The organism is Streptomyces humi (genome assembly GCF_001005085.2).
GTDB lineage: Bacteria > Actinomycetota > Actinomycetes > Streptomycetales > Streptomycetaceae > Streptomyces > Streptomyces humi.
Genome location: NZ_LBMU02000013.1, coordinates 60,467 through 77,486, shown reverse-complemented (window position 1 = coordinate 77,486; position 17,020 = coordinate 60,467). Strand labels below are relative to the sequence as shown.

Sequence of the window (17,020 nt, the reverse complement as noted above, 5' to 3'; positions counted from 1 at the left end):
CGCCGTCGTGGCTGGTCGCGCAGTTCCCCGCGCCCCTTTCAGGGGCGTCGGTGTGAGCGCCCCTTCAGGGGCGCGGGGAACTGCGCGAGCAACCCCCACGGACCCGCACCCGATCACGCACCCGCACCAGCACCGGCACCCGCACCGGCACCCGTGGACGCACCCGCACCCGTGGACGTAGGTGACGGCGTTCGGTCTCAGACGCCCGCCCTCTTCTGGGCCTCCTCGACCATGCGGACCGCGTCGCCGACCTCGGCGTCGCTCTCCAGCACCACCGCCAAGTCGTTGCCGGCCACCGCGATTTGGTCGGCCACCGCGAACATCCCCGCGTCCGGCATCTCCCGGACCGTGCCGCCCGGCTCCTCGACGGTCTGTGCCCAGCCGGCCAGCTGCCTGGCCAGCGCCAGCGCCTCCGCGGCCGCCCCTCTCTGTAGCCGACTCTGCGGCGCCGCCCGCAACTTGTCGGCGAAATGCTCCACGGCACGGGTAAGAGGCGTCGTATCAACCACGCCGCGAGCGTAACGCCTCCCGTCGGCTCTTCGGCCAGGACGCGTCCCGACTGTTGCCAACGCGCCAACACTCAGGCACGGTGACGTGAAGGACCGGCTACAACCCCCTTTGCGCACCGGAGGCGCCGATGTCCCAAGTCTTCTCCGAGGAGACCCATCGCAACATGCTCGCCCGCATCCCCCACTGCACCGGTCGTGAAGTGTCCGACTGGCTGCGCACCGTCGAGGAAGGCCCGTCCCTCTTCCGCTTCGAGGAAAAGGTCAGCTGGCTCCGCCACGAACACAACCTCGCGTACGGCCACGCGAAGGCGTTGATCCACGAGTACGACCTGAGGAGGGCGGCGCGCAAACTTCTCTAGGCGCGCACAAGGACATACGCCGAAGGGCCCCGGGGGCGGTGACCCCGGGGCCCTTCTCGGCTCACTTGGGAGAGCCCGCCGTCCCGCTAGTCGTTGCTGCTGAAGATCGCGACCAGCCGGAGCATCTCGACGTAGATCCACACCAGGGTCATGGTGAGGCCGAACGCGGCCAGCCAGGCCTCGTTCTTCGGGGCGCCGTACGCAATGCCGTCCTCGATCTGCTTGAAGTCGAGGGTCAGGAAGAACGCGCCGAGCAGGATCGCGATGATGCCGACGATCGCACCGAGCGGGCCGAAGCTGCGCAGTCCGCCGTTCTCGGCGACGCCGAACGCGACCAGCAGCAGGTTGACCGCCATGACCAGTACGAAGGCGATGGCGATGGCCATGCCGATACGGGCGTAGCGGGCGGTGACGCGGATCCAGCCGGCCCGGTAGACCAGCAGGGTGGCGGCCGAGACCGCCATGGTGCCGAGCACCGCCTGGAACGGCGCGCCGCTCCACTGGCTGTTGTACATCTCGCTGATGACACCGAGGAAGACGCCCTCGAAGGCTGCGTAGCCGAGGATCAGCGCGGGCACCGGGGTGCGCTTGAAGCTCTGGATCAGGGCCAGGACCATCGCGACGATCGCGGAGCCGAAGGCCAGGCCGAAGCTGGTGCTGGAGACGGGCAGCAGCGCCCAGGCGAGGACCGCGCCGACGGCGACCGTGCCGAGCGTCATGGCCGAGCGCATGACGACGTCGTCCATCGTCATGCGGCCGGTGGTGGCCGGGGCCTGCGGCGGGGCGCCCTGCTGGACGTCCTGCTGCGCGTAGGGGTTGTTCGCGTACGGGTTCTGCGCGTACGGGTTGCCCTGTGCGTACCCGGCCTGCGGCGCGGTGTTGAAGCCCGCGTAGCCGTTGTCGCGGCTGAACCCCCGTCGCGAGAAGACCGGGTTGCTGCTCCTCATTTCACTCCTCCATGGCCACCGTGCGTGGGCCTTGGCGTCAAGAGTAATGGATTGGCAAAAGTCTGCCATGCTACCTGGGGAGGATCTTTCCCCCGGCATGCTGCGCAACACGCTACGCGGACCCCTGATTCCCGGCCACGGAGGGCTTCATTCCATGACGAAGCCGGTACCCGGCCGGAACCGGCCAGAGACCGTTCAGGCGTCGAAGGGGAAGCCGGTGTACGCCTCCGCGAGGTCGGTCTCGGCCGCCCGGGAGGAGGCGATCCGGCCGAGCCGGGCCAGCTGGAGCCGGGCGTCGAACGGCGTGTCGCCGGGACCGGGGTGGAGCAGGGTGGTCATGTCGTAGGAGAACCGCTCGGCCTGCCAGACCCGGCGCAGACAGGTCGCCGAGTAGGCGTCGAGGAGCTCGGGCGAGCCCGTCTCCCGTTCGTGCGCCAGGGCACGCGCGAGGGTCACGACGTCGCCCACGGCCAGGTTCAGCCCCTTGGCGCCGGTCGGCGGCACGATGTGGGCGGCGTCCCCGGCGAGGAAGAGCCGGCCGTGCCGCATCGGCTCGTGGACGTACGACCGCATGGGCGTGACCGACTTCTGGGTGATCGGGCCGCGCTCCAGCCGCCAGTCGTCGTCGGTCTCGAAGCGGCGCTCCAGCTCGTCCCAGATCGCCTCGTCGGTCCAGTCCTCGGCGTCCGTGCCGGCCGGCACCTGGAGGTAGAGGCGGGAGACGGACGGGGAGCGCATCGACAGGAGGGCGAAGCCGCGCTCGTGGCGGGCGTAGACCAGCTCGTCGTGGGAGGGGGCGACGTCGGCGAGGATGCCCAGCCAGCCGTGGGGGTACGTCCGCTCGAAGACCTTGGAGAGGGACTCGGGGAACGCGGTGCGGGCCACCCCCCAGAAGCCGTCGCAGCCGACGACGTACGCGCACTCCAGGACGTCCTCGCGGCCCTCGTGCCGGAACCGCACCCGGGGCCGCTCGCTCTCGGCACCCTCCACCGCGAGCGCCTCCGCCTCGAAGAGCAGCGGACCGCCCTCCTTGAGCTGGAGGGCGATCAGGTCCTTGCAGACCTCGGTCTGCGCGTAGACCGTCACGGACCGGCCGCCGGTCAGGGCGGGGAAGTCCACACGGTGGCGCCGCCGGTCGAACCGCAGCTCGATGCCGTCGTGGCGCAGGCCCTCACGGTCCATGCGCTCTCCGGCGCCGGCCGCGCGCAGCACGTCCACCGTGCCCTGCTCCAGGATCCCGGCGCGCTGGCGGTGCTCGACGTAGGAGCGGTCGCGGCTCTCCAGGACGACCGAGTCGATGCCCGCGTTGTGCAGCAGCCGCGCGAGGAGCAGCCCCGCGGGTCCGGCTCCGATGATGCCGACGGTGGTGCGCATCGGTCGTTCCCTTCCGTCCGTTCACCCACGACGGCCGCGGCCGGTTTGTTCGCGTGGTGAAATTAACTTCACTGAGTTGCCCTGAGTCTCCTTCCGGTCGTACCCCGTGTCAATGGACACGACCGGCCGCCGGGCCCGCGAATGGCGCTCGCGGGCCCGGCGGCCTCGGTGGGGTGTGCGGTGTCCGGTCCGTACGACGGCGGCGCGGGGCTCAGCGGCCGCCGGGCCAGCCGTCCAGGTGGCGGTGGAGGGTGACGTCGTTCTTCGGGTCGCCCTTCGGAGCGTTCGCGACCGCGTCGTGCAGGACGGAGGTGACCTCGCCGGCCAGCCCGTCGACCTTCGTGCGCAGGTCGGCGGCGGGCAGCGTGGACCGGGTCAGCGCGTCGAGCCGGCGGTGGATGTCGGCGAGCTTGTCCTGGGTGGCCTTGTCGAAGCGGAGCGCGGTCGGCGTGGAGACCACGAACTGGTAGGCGCCCGCGAGGGTCTGACAGCCCGTGCACTCCTTGTTGGCCGCGTCGCTGAGGTTCACGGCGTTCAGGTGTGTGCGCTCGCCGGCGATCGTGACGATCTGGAAGGACAGCGCGACCGAACGGCAGTGGTCGTCGGCCGAGCAGCCGGCCGAGACGGCGTTGGCCTGGTTGCGTACGGCGGCGGCGTTCACCGTGCCGAACTGGCGGACCGTGAACGAGTCCCTGGCCTGGGTGTGGTGACCGCGGTCGGCGTGGCTGAACACGTGGTCGGAGGCGAACGCGGCGTGCGTCGCGGCGGTGGCCGCCTGGGCGGGCACGGCGGTGGCCGCGCCCGCGAGGCCGGCGGCGAACAGGCCGATCCGCACGGCCCGTCGGGTGAGCGGGCTCGCGGTGGCGCGTGGTTTTCGGTGACTGCTCATGGCGTGCTCCTGTGCTCCAGTGGTGCTGCGGTAAGCGGTGAGTGGGACGGCGGCCCGATGCCGGCACGTGCGGTACGGCGGCCCGGTGCCGGCCGTCAGGACGTCGCCGGGGCCGGGCTCGGCGAGTCGCTGGCCGGTGGCGGGGACGGGCTGGGCGTCGGTGACACCGGGACGCTCTCCGACGGGGTGGGCGTCGGCGAGACTCCGACGCTCTCCGACGGGGACGGCGTGGGTCCGGTGACCGTGCCCCCGCCGGACGGCGCCGGCGAACCGGTGGCGCCCGTGCCCGGGTGGCCCGGCACCGAGGCGGAGGGCGACGCCGAGGCGGACGCGCCGCGTGACGTCTGCTCCGCTGAGGGAGCGGCGCTCGCTCCGGCCGGGCCGGCCGGGGCCCCGGACACCGTGTCCGTGGGCGTGCCGGAGCCGTCGGCCGGCTGGTCCGGGGTCGAGGCCTGCCGGGCCGGCGGCGCGGTGGTCGGCACCCCCGGCTGGAGGATGGGCGCGATCGGCGGCTGCTTGGGCAGCGGCTTCGGGGTCACCCCGGACATCCAGGCGTAGCTGAGCCCGGTGAGCCCGGCGAGGGCGAGGGCGCAGATGGCCAGCCGGAGTCCGGGCCGGCCCGCCGTGGACCGCTTCGCGGCCCGGAAGATCCGGCCGCCGATCTTCACGGACAGGTAGACGACACCGGCCATCGGGCAGAGCAGCATCACGCAGCCGATCGTCCCGACCAGCCCCTCGACGATCTTTCCGTCCACGAACGCCGAGCCGGTGCCGATGAGTTGCTCGGTCAGCGAGCGGGTCATCGTGGTGAGGATCCGGGGCAGGTTCCACAGCGCGTAGCCGAGTTCGCCGATGATCAGCGGGACCATCGTCAGCACCCAGGTGGCGACGACGGCGCGCGCCGACTTCTTCAGCCCGGCGACCTCCGCGCGGGCCTTGTCCCCCCTCGCTCCCGGTACCAGGGCCAGCAGGATCGGCTTGATCTTGCCGTACAGGTCCGGGACGCCGGCCAGGTCGCCGAGGATGTAGTAGCCGTCCAGCCGTACGGCCGGCATCAGCTGCTCCATGATCTCGAAGTGCCCGAGGTACACCGTGGCCAGGAAGAACTGGGACCCGGTGGCGAAGTAGGCGCCGGTCATGGCCAGCATGAAGACGACGTTGAAGTACACGCCGCCCAGGTCGGTGCGGAGCCGGCCGGCCCGGCCGATCCGGTAGACGTCGGTGACGTCCGTGTACATCGAGGGCCAGATGAGGAAGAGCCCGCACCCGATGCAGCCGGGGCGGGCTCCGCCGTATCTGCACGCCGAGGCGTGGCCGAACTCGTGGAAGACGAGGGAGGCCACGGTGAGCACGAAGACGACGAGGATGAGGACCGGCTGGTCGAGCACCTGGAGGACGGGCTCGATCGCCCCGAAGAACCCGAACAGCCAGACGTCCATGGCTATGGCCGAGCCCAGTACCAGCGCGACCACGGCCGGCCGGTGCAGCCAGGCCAGCGAGCGCGCGATCTTCATCGTGCGCCGCTCGTTGAAGATGACCCGGTGGCCCTTGAGGGCGAGCAGCAGGTCGGAGCGCGGTGCGTCGACCTCGTCGTCCTCCTGGCCCTCCGGGACCGTCACACCCAGCGGTTCCAGTTTCTTCTCGACGAGGAAGCGGATGTTCTCCCCGCTCACCTCGCGGCCGAAGCGGGCGCTGACCCGGTGCGCGATGGCCTCGGCATCGCGGACGCCGTCGACCGACGACGCCACCAGGTACAGCAGCCTGGACAGCTGCACGACCTGCCCGTCCCCCCGACGGGCGATGTATTTGGGTTCGGTGAAGCCCGACCCCTGGTACTCGCCGTGCAGCCGCAGTCCCGCGCTCAGCCTCGGGACCGGCGACGGCGCCTCCACCACCGGCAGGTTGCCCGTCGCCACCTGCTCGTAGGTCACCGGCCAGCCGCCGGGTCCGGGCACCGGGCCCGTGTCGTACAGCGCGGCGGTCCCGTCTCCGAGCACCGTCATATGTGGTCTCCCCCCGGATCCCCCATGAAGTTCCCCCCCGATACCCAGGAGCGCCACCGCCGGGGCGACGGCGGTGGCGCTCGCGGGGACTACTGGGTGACGCTGATCGTCTGCGCGGCGGCCGACTCGGCGGACGACCAGGCCGAGTGGTCGTTCAGCGCGGCCGACTGGTTGGACGCGTCGATGTTGGCGACGTGCTTGGTGACGTTGACGGTCTTGCCGAAGCTGAACTTCAGCTTGCCCAGGGCCTCACGGCCGGGGAGCAGCTCGGCGGACTCGTTCTCCAGCTCGTTCATGTCCATGCTCATGACGGATGTCCTTTCGGTGCGTGTGCGGTGAGATCGATGTGGGTCCAGCGGGTCCCGGCGCCGTGCGCCGGGACGGTGCTACTGGGTGACGCTGATGGTCTGGGCGGCGCCGGAGTCGGCCACCGACCACGAGGAGTGGTCGTTCAGCGCGGCGGACTCGTTGTGGGCGCTGATGTTCGCGACGTGCTTGGTGACGTTGACCGTCTTGCCGAAGCCGAACTTCAGCTTGCCCAGGGCCTCACGACCCGGCAGCAGCTCCGCGGACTCGGCCTCGAGCTCATGGGCGTCCATCATGATCTTTCCCCCTCGGGAATAGACATTTCCGATCGGATCGAGTCAGGTTCCCCCCGGACTCTGTCCAATCTGGTCGGACGTGCTGTCCAACGAGATTGGACACTACGGGCTCGGGGACCCGTCGCGCAACCCGTTCGGGAAATCACCCTCTCGGCCGATCGCGTACCCGACCGTAGAATCGGCGCGACATGGGGGCGCACCCCGCCGGCGGCGAGCAGGAAGTGACGGTCAGTGGCCAACGCACTGCAACAGTTGATCCGCGAGCACCTCGACCGCAAGGGCTGGTCCTACGGTGACGTGGCGCGCCGCGGCTCCGTCCCGCGCTCCACCGTGCACCACCTGGCCACCGCGGAACGGGTGGTCCGCATGCCGCAGGCGACGACCCTGGAAGGGCTGGCCAAGGGGCTGGAACTCCCGCTGGAGACGGTGCGCCGGGCCGCCGCCGAGGCCTGCGGGATCCACGTGTACGACACCGCGCCGGACGCGGACCCGAACACTCCCGCAGCCGACCCCGAGGTCGCCCTGCTGATCGCGAGCGTCCAGCAGCTGTCGTCCGACGACCGCCGCCATGTCGCCGCCCTCGTGGAGTCCCTGCTGGACCGCTCCCCGCGGGAGAAGTGACCGCCGCCGTCACACTCCCGGGCGTATTTCCGTCAACCCGGGTAAAGAATCCGACTCCGCACGAAACCGCCAGTCTCCCGGACTAGTCTCTCGTCCTGCCCGGCAGGCGAGAGCCGCACGACCACGGGCTCTCAGGGGGAAATGTGTTGTTCGTGCACGGCGGACCCGCGACGGCCGTGGTCCGGGGTCCCGACGGCGAGTCCGTCGTCCTGCTGTCCGGGGAACTGCCCGAGGTGCTCACCGACACGTCGGTCACCGAGCTCCTGGACCTGGCGGCGGCCATTCTGGACACCGTCGAACTCGCCCTCTTCGAGGAGTGCCTGGCGGCCCTGCGCCGCAACGGCATGCGCGCGGGCCGCCGCATCGAGGTCGACGGGGCGGTCCTGACGGTCTACGAGGGGTGAGCCGACACCGCCCACAAGGGGTGGGAAGTGCCCGGAACCGGACTTGAACCGGTACGCCCGCGAGGGGCAGCGAGGTTTAAGCTCGCCGTGTCTGCATTCCACCATCCGGGCAGGCCATGGGCTCCGCTACGCGGCACCGACCCTATCGGGACGCGTCCCCCGAACAGCGGACGGGCGACCCGATGTTGTCTTATTTTATTGACGTCTGAGGGTGCATCAGCCCCCGGAACGAGCCATCCGCACTTGCCAACAGCGTTACGCGCGGTGGGTGCGCGCGTACACGGAATGACGGAATTTCACCGTCCGAACAAGGGGGCTCCACCTGTTCTCGACGTCTCGCGGTGGCCGATTCCGAATCTTGCTCTCAGGGTCCGCCGTCATCCCCAGGTATGAGACCGGGGCCGCCGGTCCGACCTCGGTCGGCCCCCGGAACCGGAACAGCGGCTGACTACACGGGCCGGTGCGGCCGAGACGATGGTGCGGTCCCCGTGAACGAACACCGTCGTCCCGACAGGAGCACCCTTCCGTGTCCAGCACACCCTCCCCCAAACTCCGTCCGGGGGTGCCCCCAGCCGACCAGCGGACCACCTCGGTGGCCGCACGAGCCACGGACCTCTCGAAGATCTACGGCCAGGGCGAGACCCAGGTGGTCGCCCTGGACCGGGTCACCGTCGAGTTCCGGCAGGCCGAGTTCACCGCGATCATGGGGCCGTCCGGCTCCGGCAAGTCCACGCTGATGCACTGTGTGGCCGGTCTGGACACCTTCTCCTCCGGTTCCGTCCGGATCGGCGACACCGAGCTGGGCTCCCTGAAGGACAAGCAGCTCACCAGGTTGCGCCGGGACAAGATCGGGTTCATCTTCCAGGCCTTCAACCTGCTGCCGACGCTGACCGCCCTGGAGAACATCACCCTCCCGATGGACATCGCGGGCCGCAAACCCGACCAGGAGTGGCTGGACAGCGTGATCCGGATGGTCGGCCTGAAGGACCGGCTCGGCCACCGCCCCTCGCAGCTCTCCGGCGGCCAGCAGCAGCGCGTCGCCGTCGCCCGCGCCCTCGCCTCCCGGCCGGAGATCATCTTCGGTGACGAACCGACCGGGAACCTCGACTCCCGTTCCGGCGCCGAGGTGCTGGGCTTCCTGCGCAACTCGGTGCGCGAACTGGGCCAGACGGTGGTCATGGTGACCCACGACCCGGTCGCCGCCGCCTACGCGGACCGGGTGGTCTTCCTCGCCGACGGCCGGATCGTCGACGAGATGTACCGGCCGACGGCCGAGGGCGTCCTCGACTTCATGAAGCAGTTCGACGCGAAGGGCCGTACCAGCTGATGTTCCGCACCGCCCTGCGCAACGTCCTGGCGCACAAGGCCCGGCTGCTGATGACCGTGCTCGCCGTCATGCTCGGCGTCGCGTTCGTCTCCGGCACCCTGGTCTTCACCAACACCGTCTCGGACGCCTACCAGAACAGCTCGGCCAAGGGCTTCAAGGGCGTCGACGTCGCCGTCACCGCCAAGTACCAGGACTCCGAGGGCGACAGGGTCGGCAGGACGCCCGACCTCACCCAGGCCCTCCTCGACAAGGCCGGGAAGGTCCCCGGGGCCGCCTCCGCGACCGGGGTCGTCTCCGGCTTCACCGCCATCGCCGACAAGGACGGCAAGCTGATCGGCGGCGGCTGGCAGTCCGAGGGCGGCAACTACTGGGGCACCAAGGACGCCCGCTACCCCCTCGTCGGCGGCCACGCGCCGAGCGGCGCGAACGAGGTGCTGATCGACTCGAAGACCGCCGAGCGGGCCGGTTACCAGGTCGGTGACACCGTGCGCATCTCGGTGAACGGCCCGGTCCTCACCCCGCGGATCGCCGGCGTCTTCACCACCGACGACGGCAACGTCGCGGCCGGCGGCAGCCTCGCCCTGTTCGACACGGCGACCGCGCAGCAGCTGTTCGGCAAGAAGGGCGCGTACGACGAGATCGACGTGACCGCGAAGTCCGGCACCGGCCAGGCCGCCCTCAAGTCCCAGCTGGACGCGGCCCTTCCGAAGAAGCTGGTGGAGACCACCACCGGGCAGCGGCTCGCCGACGACCAGGCGGAGCAGATCTCCAGCAGCATGAGCGGGCTGCGTCAGGGCCTGCTGGTCTTCGCCGGTATCGCGCTGTTCGTCGGCACGTTCATCATCGCCAACACCTTCACCATGCTGGTCGCCCAGCGCACCAAGGAACTGGCGCTGCTGCGGGCGGTGGGCGCCTCCCGCCGCCAGGTGACCCGCTCGGTGCTGATCGAGGCGTTCGTGGTCGGCGCGGTGGCCGGCGTGACCGGTCTGGTCGCCGGTATCGGTATCGGCGCCGGACTGCGCTCGCTGCTCGGCTCGTTCGGCGCGACCGTCCCGGACGGCCCCCTGGTGATCACGCCGGGCACGGTGGCCGCCGCGCTCGTCGTCGGCGTCGTCATCACCATGCTGGCCGCCTGGCTGCCCGGCCGCCGTGCCGCGAGGATCCCGCCGGTCGCCGCGATGAGCGCCCTGCACGCGGCCCCGACCACCAAGTCCCTGGTGCTGCGCAACACGATCGGCGCCCTGTTCTCGGCGGCGGGCGTGGCGGTCATCCTGGCGGCGACGACGATGAGCGGCAGCGACGGCCAGGCCCCGATGGGTCTCGGCGCGGTCCTCCTCATCATCGGCGTGTTCGTCCTCACCCCGCTGCTCTCCCGTCCGCTGATCGCGGCCGCGGCCCCGCTGCTGCGCGGGTTCGGTGTCGCAGGGAAGCTGGCCCGCCAGAACTCGGTGCGCAACCCGCGCCGTACCGCCGCCACCGCCTCGGCGCTGATGATCGGCCTGACGTTGATCACCGGTATGACGGTGATGGCCGGCAGCCTCCAGAGGTCCATCGACAAGATGGCGAGTTCGGCGATCCGCGCGGACTACGTCGTCTCGATGGCCAACGGCAACGCGCTCTCCCCCGACGTCGCGAAGAAGGTCGCGGCCACGGACGGGGTCACCGCCTCCAGTCCGCTGCGCAACGCGGCCTCCCGGATCGACGGCGAGACCGAGTTCCTGACCGGCGTCAACGGCTCGGCGATCGGCAAGCTGACCGACCTCGAGGTCGACAGCGGCACCTTCGAGGTCGGCGGCTCGGACGTCGTCGTGGACGACGACAGCGCGAAGTCGCACGGCTGGAAGGCGGGTTCCGTCTTCACCGTCCACTTCGAGGACGGCAAGGCGCGGCGGATGACGGTCGCCGGGGTCTACCAGGGCAACCAGATGATCAACGGGATCATGGTCGACAACGCCACGCTCGCCCCGCACGAGACCGACCCGGCCGACATGCGGGTCATGGTCAAGACGGCGGACGGCACGTCGGGCGCCACGAAGGACAAGCTGGAGAAGGCCCTCGGCTCCAACCCGGCGATCAAGGTCCAGGACAAGCAGGACCTGTCCGACTCCATCGCGCAGGCCTTCACGCTGATCCTGAACATGGTCTACGGCCTGCTCGCGATGGCGGTGATCGTCGCGGTCCTCGGTGTCATCAACACGCTGGCCATGTCGGTGTTCGAACGCTCCCAGGAGATCGGCATGCTCCGCGCGATCGGCCTGGACCGCAAGGCGGTCAAGCGGATGGTCCGCCTGGAGTCGCTGGTCATCTCGCTCTTCGGCGGGGTGCTCGGCATCGGCCTGGGCGTGTTCTTCGGCTGGGCGGCCGGGCAGCTGGTCGGCGCGAAGATGCCGACGTACGAACTGGTCCTGCCGTGGACCAGGATGGCGGTCTTCCTCCTGCTGGCCGGTGTGGTCGGCGTCCTGGCCGCCCTGTGGCCGGCCCGGCGCGCGGCCCGCCTGAACATGCTGTCGGCGATCAAGGCCGAGTAGCGGCGGCCGGTACGGCGAAGGGGCCCCACACGAGCGAGGTGGGGCCCCTTTTTCCGTGTCCTTCGGGGACTACCGGTTCCAGGTGCGGGTGCGCAGCGGCAGGCCGGAGGCGCCCCCGTCCGGTGTCCTGATCGCCAGGACCTGGTTGACGCCGATGCGGTTGCGTTCGAAGGCCAGGGCGGAGGCGGCCATGTACAGCCGCCAGACGCGGGCCCGGCCGGGTCCGGCCAGCCGTGCCGCGCGCTTCCAGTCGGCCTCCAGGTTGACCACCCAGCGGCGCAGGGTGCGGGCGTAGTGCTCGCGGATCGACTCCACGTCCCGCACCTCGAACCCGGCCCGCTCCAGCTGGGTGACGGTGGTGCCGATCGGGGCGAGTTCGCCGTCCGGGAAGACGTAGGCGTCGATGAAGTCGTCGACGTTGTAGGCCGACTCGTCGCGCTGCGGGCGCCGCGCGATCTGGTGGTTGAGCAGCCGTCCGCCGGGCTTCAGCAGCCCGTAGAGGTTCTCCGCGTACTCCAGGTACCGCTCGGCCCCCACGTGCTCGGCCATCCCGATCGACGAGATCGCGTCGTACGGCCCGTCCCTGACGTCCCGGTAGTCCTGGACCCTGATCTCCACCCGGTCCGTCAGACCCTCGTCGGCGACCCGTTTACGGGCGAACGCGGCCTGCTCCTGGGACAGGGTCACCCCGACGACGCTCACCCCGTGCTCGCGGGCCGCGTGGATGGCCATGGAGCCCCAGCCGCAGCCGACGTCGAGAAGCCGCTGACCGGGGGTCAGGCCCAGTTTGAGGCTGACGAGTTCGAGTTTGTCGCGCTGCGCCGTCTCCAGGGTGTCCACGTCCTCGGCGGCCCCCCAGTAGGCGCACGAGTACACCATCGACGGACCGAGGACGATCTCGTAGAAGTCGTTCCCCACGTCGTAGTGGTGGCTGATGGCCCGTCTGTCGCTGTGGCGGGTGTGCAGGTGCCGGCGTCTGCGTACCTCCTCACGGGGCGGGGCGGGCGGGATCGGCGGCCCCGCGAGCCTGAGCAGGTCCCGGACCGCCGCCCGCACCCGGGGGTCGCGCAGGGCCTGGGCCAGGGTGCGGGCGTCCTCCCCGCGCTCCCAGATCAGCCCGGACATCGCCGCCAGGGCGGTGTACAGGTCGCCCTCGATGTCCAGGTCACCGGCGACCCAGGCGCGGGCCAGTCCCAGCTCGCCCGGCTTGAACAGCATGTGGCGCAGGGCGCGGCGGTTGCGGATGACGAGCGCCGGGGCGTCCGGCGGCCCGGCCTGCGATCCGTCCCAGGCCCGCAGTCGTACCGGGAGCGGAACTCCCAGCACCTGCTCGGCGATACTTCTCAGCCGCGACGCGGCGTCAGCCATGGCACACCTCCAAGACATGGATCCCGGATGCCGGTTACCACGTAAACACCGTGAGGCAGCAGCGCAGTCCCGCAAAGGAGTTACGACTGGGCAAAACAGTTGTAGCGACCATGTAGTTGGCCGGGGCCCCGGGAACGCCGAAGGACCTCCCGCACCACGGATGGCGGGAGGTCCTTCGGGTGGTTCAGCGAGCCGGGGCCGAGGTCAGGAGGCCTTGGCCTTCTCCTCGGTCTTCGGGGCGGCGACCGGCGCGGGCTTGGCGGCCTCGTAGAACTCCTCGCGGGGGTTCTCCATGGCACCCAGGGACACGACCTCGCGCTTGAGGAACATGCCGAGCGTCCAGTCGGCGAAGATGCGGATCTTGCGGTTCCAGGTCGGCATCGCCAGACCGTGGTAGCCGCGGTGCATGTACCAGGCCAGCCGGCCCTTGACCTTGATCTTCGTCTTGCCCAGGACGATCATCGCGACGCCCTTGTGCAGACCCAGACCGGCGACCGCGCCCTTGTTGGCGTGGCTGTACTCCTTCTGCGGGAAGCCCCGCATGCCGGAGACCACGTTGTCGCCGAGGACCTTGGCCTGACGCAGCGCGTGCTGCGCGTTCGGCGGGCACCAGGCGTTCTCCACACCGGCCTTGCGGGCGGCGACGTCCGGCACCTGGGCGTTGTCGCCCGCGGCCCAGATGTAGTCGGTGCCCTGCACCTGGAGGGTCGGGGCGGTGTCCACGTGACCGCGCGGACCCAGCGGCAGCCCGTAGCGGGCGAGCGCCGGGTTCGGCTTGACGCCGGCCGTCCACACGATCGTGTTCGAGTCGACCTCGAGGCCGTTCTTCAGCACCACGTGACCGCCGACGCAGGAGTCCATCGAGGTGGAGAGGTAGATCTCCACACCGCGGCTCTCCAGGTGCTCCTTGCCGTACAGGCCGAGCTTGGGGCCGACCTCGGGGAGGATCTTGTCGGCGGCGTCGACCAGGATGAAGCGCATGTCCTCGCGGGACACGTTCTTGTAGTACTTCGCCGCGTCACGGGCCATGTCCTCGACCTCGCCGATGGTCTCCGCGCCCGCGAAGCCACCACCGACGAAGACGAAGGTGAGCGCCTTGCGGCGGATCTCCTCGTCGGTCGTGGAGTCGGCCTTGTCCAGCTGCTCGAGGACGTGGTTGCGCAGGCCGATGGACTCCTCGATGCCCTTCATGCCGATGCCCTGCTCGGCGAGGCCGGGGATCGGGAAGGTGCGGGAGACCGCGCCGAGCGCGATGACCAGGTAGTCGAAGGGCAGCTCGTACGCCTCGCCGACCAGCGGGGCGATCGTGGCGACCTTGCGGTCCTGGTCGATGGTGGTGACCCGGCCGGTGAGGACCTCCGCCTTCGGCAGCACGCGTCGCAGCGGGACGACGACGTGCCGAGGGGAGATGCTGCCGGCGGCGGCTTCGGGGAGGAAGGGCTGGTAGGTCATGTACGACCGGGGGTCGACGACCGTGACGGTCGCCTCGCCGTAGCGCATCTTCTTGAGGATGCGCCGAGCTGCGTACAGGCCTACGTACCCACCGCCTACTACGAGGATCCTGGGACGCTCCGTGGTGCTCATGGCATCGAGTATCCACCCGCCCCGGGGGGTCCGCTCGTGCGCCCCTTCACAAGCTTCCACAGGGGTCGTGCTACACTCCGCGGCCCACGTGACACAGGTCATGGTCACCGACGGGAACCCACTTCCGATACGACCCGTTGTCAATGCCGCGTGAGCTGCCTCTCCAGGCTTCCGGGGGCACCGTGAGGACCCCCGACGCCACCCTCGCGAGGGCCTCCCGGAACACCCCCTGAACGCTCTCCTGAGCACCCGCACCGGCCCGTTGTGACCCCGTACGGCCCAACAGGCCCCTCCGGACCCCTCACCTGCGCGGAATTCCTTGTGAAGAACTTCACGAAGGTTTCCGACGGAGTGTCGTGGCACGGCGTGTCACGAGCCGAAAAACCGCTCATCCGCATACCCCACCTGCTCAGCCGAGGGGCCGCACGGACCGCTCAGCCGAAGGGCCGGACAGGCCGATCAGCCGAGGGGCCGGACAGCCGAGGGGCCGGACAGGCCTAGGCGACGGACCAGGCGATGCCGTCCAGGATGTCGTGCTCGCTCACCACGACCTCCTCCGCACCCACCCGCTCCATGATCGACTGGAGGACGAGGGCGCCGGCGCCGATCACGTCGACCCGGCCGGGGTGCATGGAGGGGATCGCCGCCCGCTCGGCGTGCGTCGACCGCAGCAGCCACTCGGTGAGCTCCCGGACCCGCGCATAGGGGATACGCGAGTGGTGGATGGCGGCGGAGTCGTACTCCGGCAGGTCCTGGTGGATGGCGGACAGCGTGGTGACGGATCCGGCGAGACCGACCAGGGTGCGCGCCTCGCGCAACGGCACGGTCTCCTCCGCGAGGTCGAGGGCCCGCTCGATGTCGGCCCACATGGAGGCGGTCTCGGCCTCGGTGGGCGGGTCACTGACGTGCCCCTCGTGCACCAGGTGCCGCTCGGTCATCCGCACACAGCCGACGTCCACGGAGCGCGCGGCCCGCACGTGCGCGTCCCCGACCACGAACTCCGTCGAACCACCGCCGATGTCCACGACGAGGAACGGCTTGGCGAGGTCCTCCCGGCCACCCAGCTCCCTGGTGGCCCCGGTGAAGGAGAACTCGGCCTCCTGGTCGCCGGTGATGACCTCGGGCTCGACACCGAGGATGTCCAGCACGCCCCGCACGAACTCGTCCCGGTTCTCGGCGTCACGGGACGCGGAGGTGGCGACGAACCGCAGCCGCTCGGCACCGTGCTCCTTGATGACCGCCGCGTACTCCCGGCAGGCGGCGAACGTCCGCGCGAGCGCCTCCGGCGCCAGCCGCCCGGTCCGGTCGACGCCCTGCCCGAGCCGGACGATCGTCATGCGGCGGTCCAGGTCGACGAGTTCACCCGTCTCAGGGGTCACGTCGGCGACGAGCAGCCGGATGGAGTTGGTACCGCAGTCGATGGCGGCGACGCGGGTCACTTGTCGCCCTCCGGGGTCTGCGCCGAAGCGTGGTCACCGGCGAGCGTCACACAGGCCCCCTTGGCCCACCACTCCGGCAGCATCGCGATCGCCTCGTCGCCGAGCGGGTTCACGCCCGGCCCCGCCGCCAGCGAGTGCGCGACGAGCACGTGCAGGCACTTCACCCGGTCCGGCATACCCCCCGCGCTCGGAAAGCCCGTCAGCTCCTCGATCTCGTCCCGGCGCCGGACGTAGTCCTCGTGCGCGGCCCGGTACGCCGCCGCCAGCTCCGGATCGCTCTCCAGCCGCGCCGTCATCTCCTTCATGACACCGTTGGCCTCGAGCGTCCCGATCGCGGACGCGGCCTTCGGGCACGTCAGGTAGTACAGCGTCGGGAACGGCGTCCCGTCCGGCAGCCGCGGCGCGGTCTCCACGACGTCCGGCTGCCCGCACGGGCACCGGTGCGCGATCGCCCGCAGCCCGCGCGGCGGCCGCCCGAGCTGCTGCTTGAAGGCCTCGACGTCGGCGTCGGTGGGCTCGGTACGCGGAGTGGAGGGCGGAGGCGTTTGCATGACTGTGTTCTGCGTGGCTTTCTGTCGGTTCACTGGTCGGACGCGTCGGACTTGTCGACGCCGTCCCAGACGTTCGCGTACCAGGGCCGGTCGGCCGCCCCGAGGTCCGCGCGCGCCTGCTTGGCGGCACCGGGGTCGATCACGACGTACCCGGTCTCGCCCGGCATCACGTAGTGCAGCCGCTGCCGGATCTGCTGCTCGGCGTACGTGTCGTCCTGCCACCGCGCCTTCAGGTCGCGCAGCTGCTCGACCCGCTGCCGGGCCTGCCGCTGCTGGCGTTCCTGGTCGGCGATCTCGGCGCGCTGGGAGACGTACTGCCGCATCGGATAGGCGAGCGCGACGATCATCGTGCACAGCACGATCGCGAGCAGCGCCGCCCGGCCGGTGAGCCGGGAGCGGCGGGCCTGCCGTTTGGTCTGGGAGCGGTAGACCCGGGCCGCCGTCTGCTCGCCGAGCAGCTTGAGCCTGGTCGCGGTGGAGAACCGGTCCCGGTCCTTCACGGCCATGTCCCCGCC

The 17,020-nt window shown here is 70.6% G+C and carries 17 protein-coding genes and 1 tRNA gene; 5 read left to right on the top strand and 13 right to left on the bottom strand.

The window, feature by feature from the left end; translation table 11 throughout:
- Positions 1 to 197 precede the first annotated feature (197 nt).
- Positions 198 to 509 carry a hypothetical protein gene (locus tag AAW13_RS04295; RefSeq protein ID WP_079178706.1) on the bottom strand — a complete coding sequence of 104 codons (312 nt, stop codon included), beginning with the start codon at positions 507 to 509 and terminating at the stop codon, positions 198 to 200.
- Between the two features lie 128 nt (positions 510 to 637).
- On the opposite strand from AAW13_RS04295, the gene AAW13_RS04290 reads away from it, so the two are divergent.
- Positions 638 to 868, top strand: coding sequence for a DUF4287 domain-containing protein (locus tag AAW13_RS04290; protein WP_046731686.1), 231 nt, complete (start codon positions 638 to 640; stop codon positions 866 to 868).
- An 86-nt stretch (positions 869 to 954) separates the two neighbouring features.
- On the opposite strand, the gene AAW13_RS04285 is transcribed toward AAW13_RS04290, so the two are convergent.
- The 6 genes from AAW13_RS04285 to AAW13_RS04260 form a co-directional block, all read right to left on the bottom strand.
- The gene (locus AAW13_RS04285; protein WP_046731687.1) at positions 955 to 1,815 is read right to left on the bottom strand and encodes a Bax inhibitor-1/YccA family protein; all 861 of its coding nucleotides are present in this window, start codon (positions 1,813 to 1,815) and stop codon (positions 955 to 957) included.
- Between the two features lie 195 nt (positions 1,816 to 2,010).
- Positions 2,011 to 3,189 carry a 4-hydroxybenzoate 3-monooxygenase gene (locus AAW13_RS04280; protein ID WP_046731688.1) on the bottom strand — a complete coding sequence of 393 codons (1,179 nt, stop codon included), beginning with the start codon at positions 3,187 to 3,189 and terminating at the stop codon, positions 2,011 to 2,013.
- A gap of 211 nt (positions 3,190 to 3,400) precedes the next feature.
- Positions 3,401 to 4,078, bottom strand: a complete 678-nt coding sequence (locus AAW13_RS04275) for a hypothetical protein (protein ID WP_046731689.1) — start codon at positions 4,076 to 4,078, stop codon at positions 3,401 to 3,403.
- 95 nt (positions 4,079 to 4,173) lie between these two features.
- On the bottom strand, positions 4,174 to 6,081 hold the full coding sequence (locus AAW13_RS04270) for a zinc metalloprotease (protein ID WP_052768651.1): 1,908 nt from the start codon (positions 6,079 to 6,081) through the stop codon (positions 4,174 to 4,176).
- 89 nt (positions 6,082 to 6,170) lie between these two features.
- Positions 6,171 to 6,389, bottom strand: a complete 219-nt coding sequence (locus tag AAW13_RS04265) for a hypothetical protein (protein WP_046731690.1) — start codon at positions 6,387 to 6,389, stop codon at positions 6,171 to 6,173.
- A gap of 78 nt (positions 6,390 to 6,467) precedes the next feature.
- Positions 6,468 to 6,683 (bottom strand): hypothetical protein, encoded by a 216-nt coding sequence (locus tag AAW13_RS04260; protein WP_185149294.1) that lies wholly within the window; start codon positions 6,681 to 6,683, stop codon positions 6,468 to 6,470.
- A gap of 231 nt (positions 6,684 to 6,914) precedes the next feature.
- On the opposite strand from AAW13_RS04260, the gene AAW13_RS04255 reads away from it, so the two are divergent.
- Together AAW13_RS04255 and AAW13_RS04250 are read left to right on the top strand one after the other, a co-directional pair.
- Complete coding sequence (locus AAW13_RS04255; protein WP_046731692.1) at positions 6,915 to 7,304, top strand: helix-turn-helix domain-containing protein; 390 nt, start codon at positions 6,915 to 6,917, stop codon at positions 7,302 to 7,304.
- 152 nt (positions 7,305 to 7,456) lie between these two features.
- A complete protein-coding gene (locus AAW13_RS04250; protein WP_240528530.1) occupies positions 7,457 to 7,708 on the top strand; it encodes a hypothetical protein in 252 nt (83 codons plus the stop codon).
- Between the two features lie 28 nt (positions 7,709 to 7,736).
- Here the strand turns inward: AAW13_RS04250 and AAW13_RS04245 are convergent.
- Positions 7,737 to 7,819: transfer RNA gene (locus AAW13_RS04245), tRNA-Leu, on the bottom strand.
- Between the two features lie 451 nt (positions 7,820 to 8,270).
- On the opposite strand from AAW13_RS04245, the gene AAW13_RS04240 reads away from it, so the two are divergent.
- Both AAW13_RS04240 and AAW13_RS04235 read left to right on the top strand, forming a co-directional pair.
- Complete coding sequence (locus tag AAW13_RS04240) at positions 8,271 to 9,035, top strand: ABC transporter ATP-binding protein (protein ID WP_046731746.1); 765 nt, start codon at positions 8,271 to 8,273, stop codon at positions 9,033 to 9,035.
- A complete protein-coding gene (locus AAW13_RS04235) occupies positions 9,035 to 11,563 on the top strand; it encodes an ABC transporter permease (RefSeq protein ID WP_046731694.1) in 2,529 nt (842 codons plus the stop codon). Before AAW13_RS04240 ends, AAW13_RS04235 begins: the two co-directional genes overlap by 1 nt.
- A 69-nt stretch (positions 11,564 to 11,632) precedes the next feature.
- Here AAW13_RS04235 and AAW13_RS04230 read toward each other — a convergent pair whose 3' ends face one another.
- The 5 genes from AAW13_RS04230 to AAW13_RS04210 all read right to left on the bottom strand — a co-directional run bounded on the left by AAW13_RS04230 (position 11,633) and on the right by AAW13_RS04210 (position 17,011).
- Positions 11,633 to 12,931 carry an SAM-dependent methyltransferase gene (locus AAW13_RS04230; RefSeq protein WP_046731695.1) on the bottom strand — a complete coding sequence of 433 codons (1,299 nt, stop codon included), beginning with the start codon at positions 12,929 to 12,931 and terminating at the stop codon, positions 11,633 to 11,635.
- Positions 12,932 to 13,135: 204 nt separating this feature from the next.
- Complete coding sequence (locus AAW13_RS04225) at positions 13,136 to 14,515, bottom strand: NAD(P)/FAD-dependent oxidoreductase (protein ID WP_071659421.1); 1,380 nt, start codon at positions 14,513 to 14,515, stop codon at positions 13,136 to 13,138.
- 497 nt (positions 14,516 to 15,012) lie between these two features.
- Positions 15,013 to 15,954: a Ppx/GppA phosphatase family protein gene (locus tag AAW13_RS04220; RefSeq protein ID WP_046731697.1), complete on the bottom strand. Its 942-nt coding sequence runs from the start codon at positions 15,952 to 15,954 to the stop codon at positions 15,013 to 15,015.
- Positions 15,951 to 16,505: a DUF501 domain-containing protein gene (locus tag AAW13_RS04215; protein WP_046731698.1), complete on the bottom strand. Its 555-nt coding sequence runs from the start codon at positions 16,503 to 16,505 to the stop codon at positions 15,951 to 15,953. The genes AAW13_RS04220 and AAW13_RS04215 overlap by 4 nt, the downstream gene beginning before the upstream one ends.
- A gap of 29 nt (positions 16,506 to 16,534) precedes the next feature.
- Complete coding sequence (locus AAW13_RS04210) at positions 16,535 to 17,011, bottom strand: FtsB family cell division protein (protein WP_046731699.1); 477 nt, start codon at positions 17,009 to 17,011, stop codon at positions 16,535 to 16,537.
- Between the last annotated feature and the right edge of the window lie 9 nt (positions 17,012 to 17,020).

What these genes read in the sequence shown, in the direction of transcription:
- AAW13_RS04275 (WP_046731689.1), bottom strand. Translation starts at nt 4,078, where the DNA reads ATGAGCAGTCACCGAAAACCACGCGCCACCGCGAGCCCGCTCACCCGA.
- AAW13_RS04215 (WP_046731698.1), bottom strand. Translation starts at nt 16,505, where the DNA reads ATGCAAACGCCTCCGCCCTCCACTCCGCGTACCGAGCCCACCGACGCC.
- AAW13_RS04225 (WP_071659421.1), bottom strand. Translation starts at nt 14,515, where the DNA reads ATGAGCACCACGGAGCGTCCCAGGATCCTCGTAGTAGGCGGTGGGTAC.
- AAW13_RS04280 (WP_046731688.1), bottom strand. Translation starts at nt 3,189, where the DNA reads ATGCGCACCACCGTCGGCATCATCGGAGCCGGACCCGCGGGGCTGCTC.
- AAW13_RS04270 (WP_052768651.1), bottom strand. Translation starts at nt 6,081, where the DNA reads ATGACGGTGCTCGGAGACGGGACCGCCGCGCTGTACGACACGGGCCCG.
- AAW13_RS04290 (WP_046731686.1), top strand. Translation starts at nt 638, where the DNA reads ATGTCCCAAGTCTTCTCCGAGGAGACCCATCGCAACATGCTCGCCCGC.
- AAW13_RS04235 (WP_046731694.1), top strand. Translation starts at nt 9,035, where the DNA reads ATGTTCCGCACCGCCCTGCGCAACGTCCTGGCGCACAAGGCCCGGCTG.
- AAW13_RS04260 (WP_185149294.1), bottom strand. Translation starts at nt 6,683, where the DNA reads ATGATGGACGCCCATGAGCTCGAGGCCGAGTCCGCGGAGCTGCTGCCG.
- AAW13_RS04285 (WP_046731687.1), bottom strand. Translation starts at nt 1,815, where the DNA reads ATGAGGAGCAGCAACCCGGTCTTCTCGCGACGGGGGTTCAGCCGCGAC.
- AAW13_RS04265 (WP_046731690.1), bottom strand. Translation starts at nt 6,389, where the DNA reads ATGAGCATGGACATGAACGAGCTGGAGAACGAGTCCGCCGAGCTGCTC.
- AAW13_RS04210 (WP_046731699.1), bottom strand. Translation starts at nt 17,011, where the DNA reads ATGGCCGTGAAGGACCGGGACCGGTTCTCCACCGCGACCAGGCTCAAG.
- AAW13_RS04230 (WP_046731695.1), bottom strand. Translation starts at nt 12,931, where the DNA reads ATGGCTGACGCCGCGTCGCGGCTGAGAAGTATCGCCGAGCAGGTGCTG.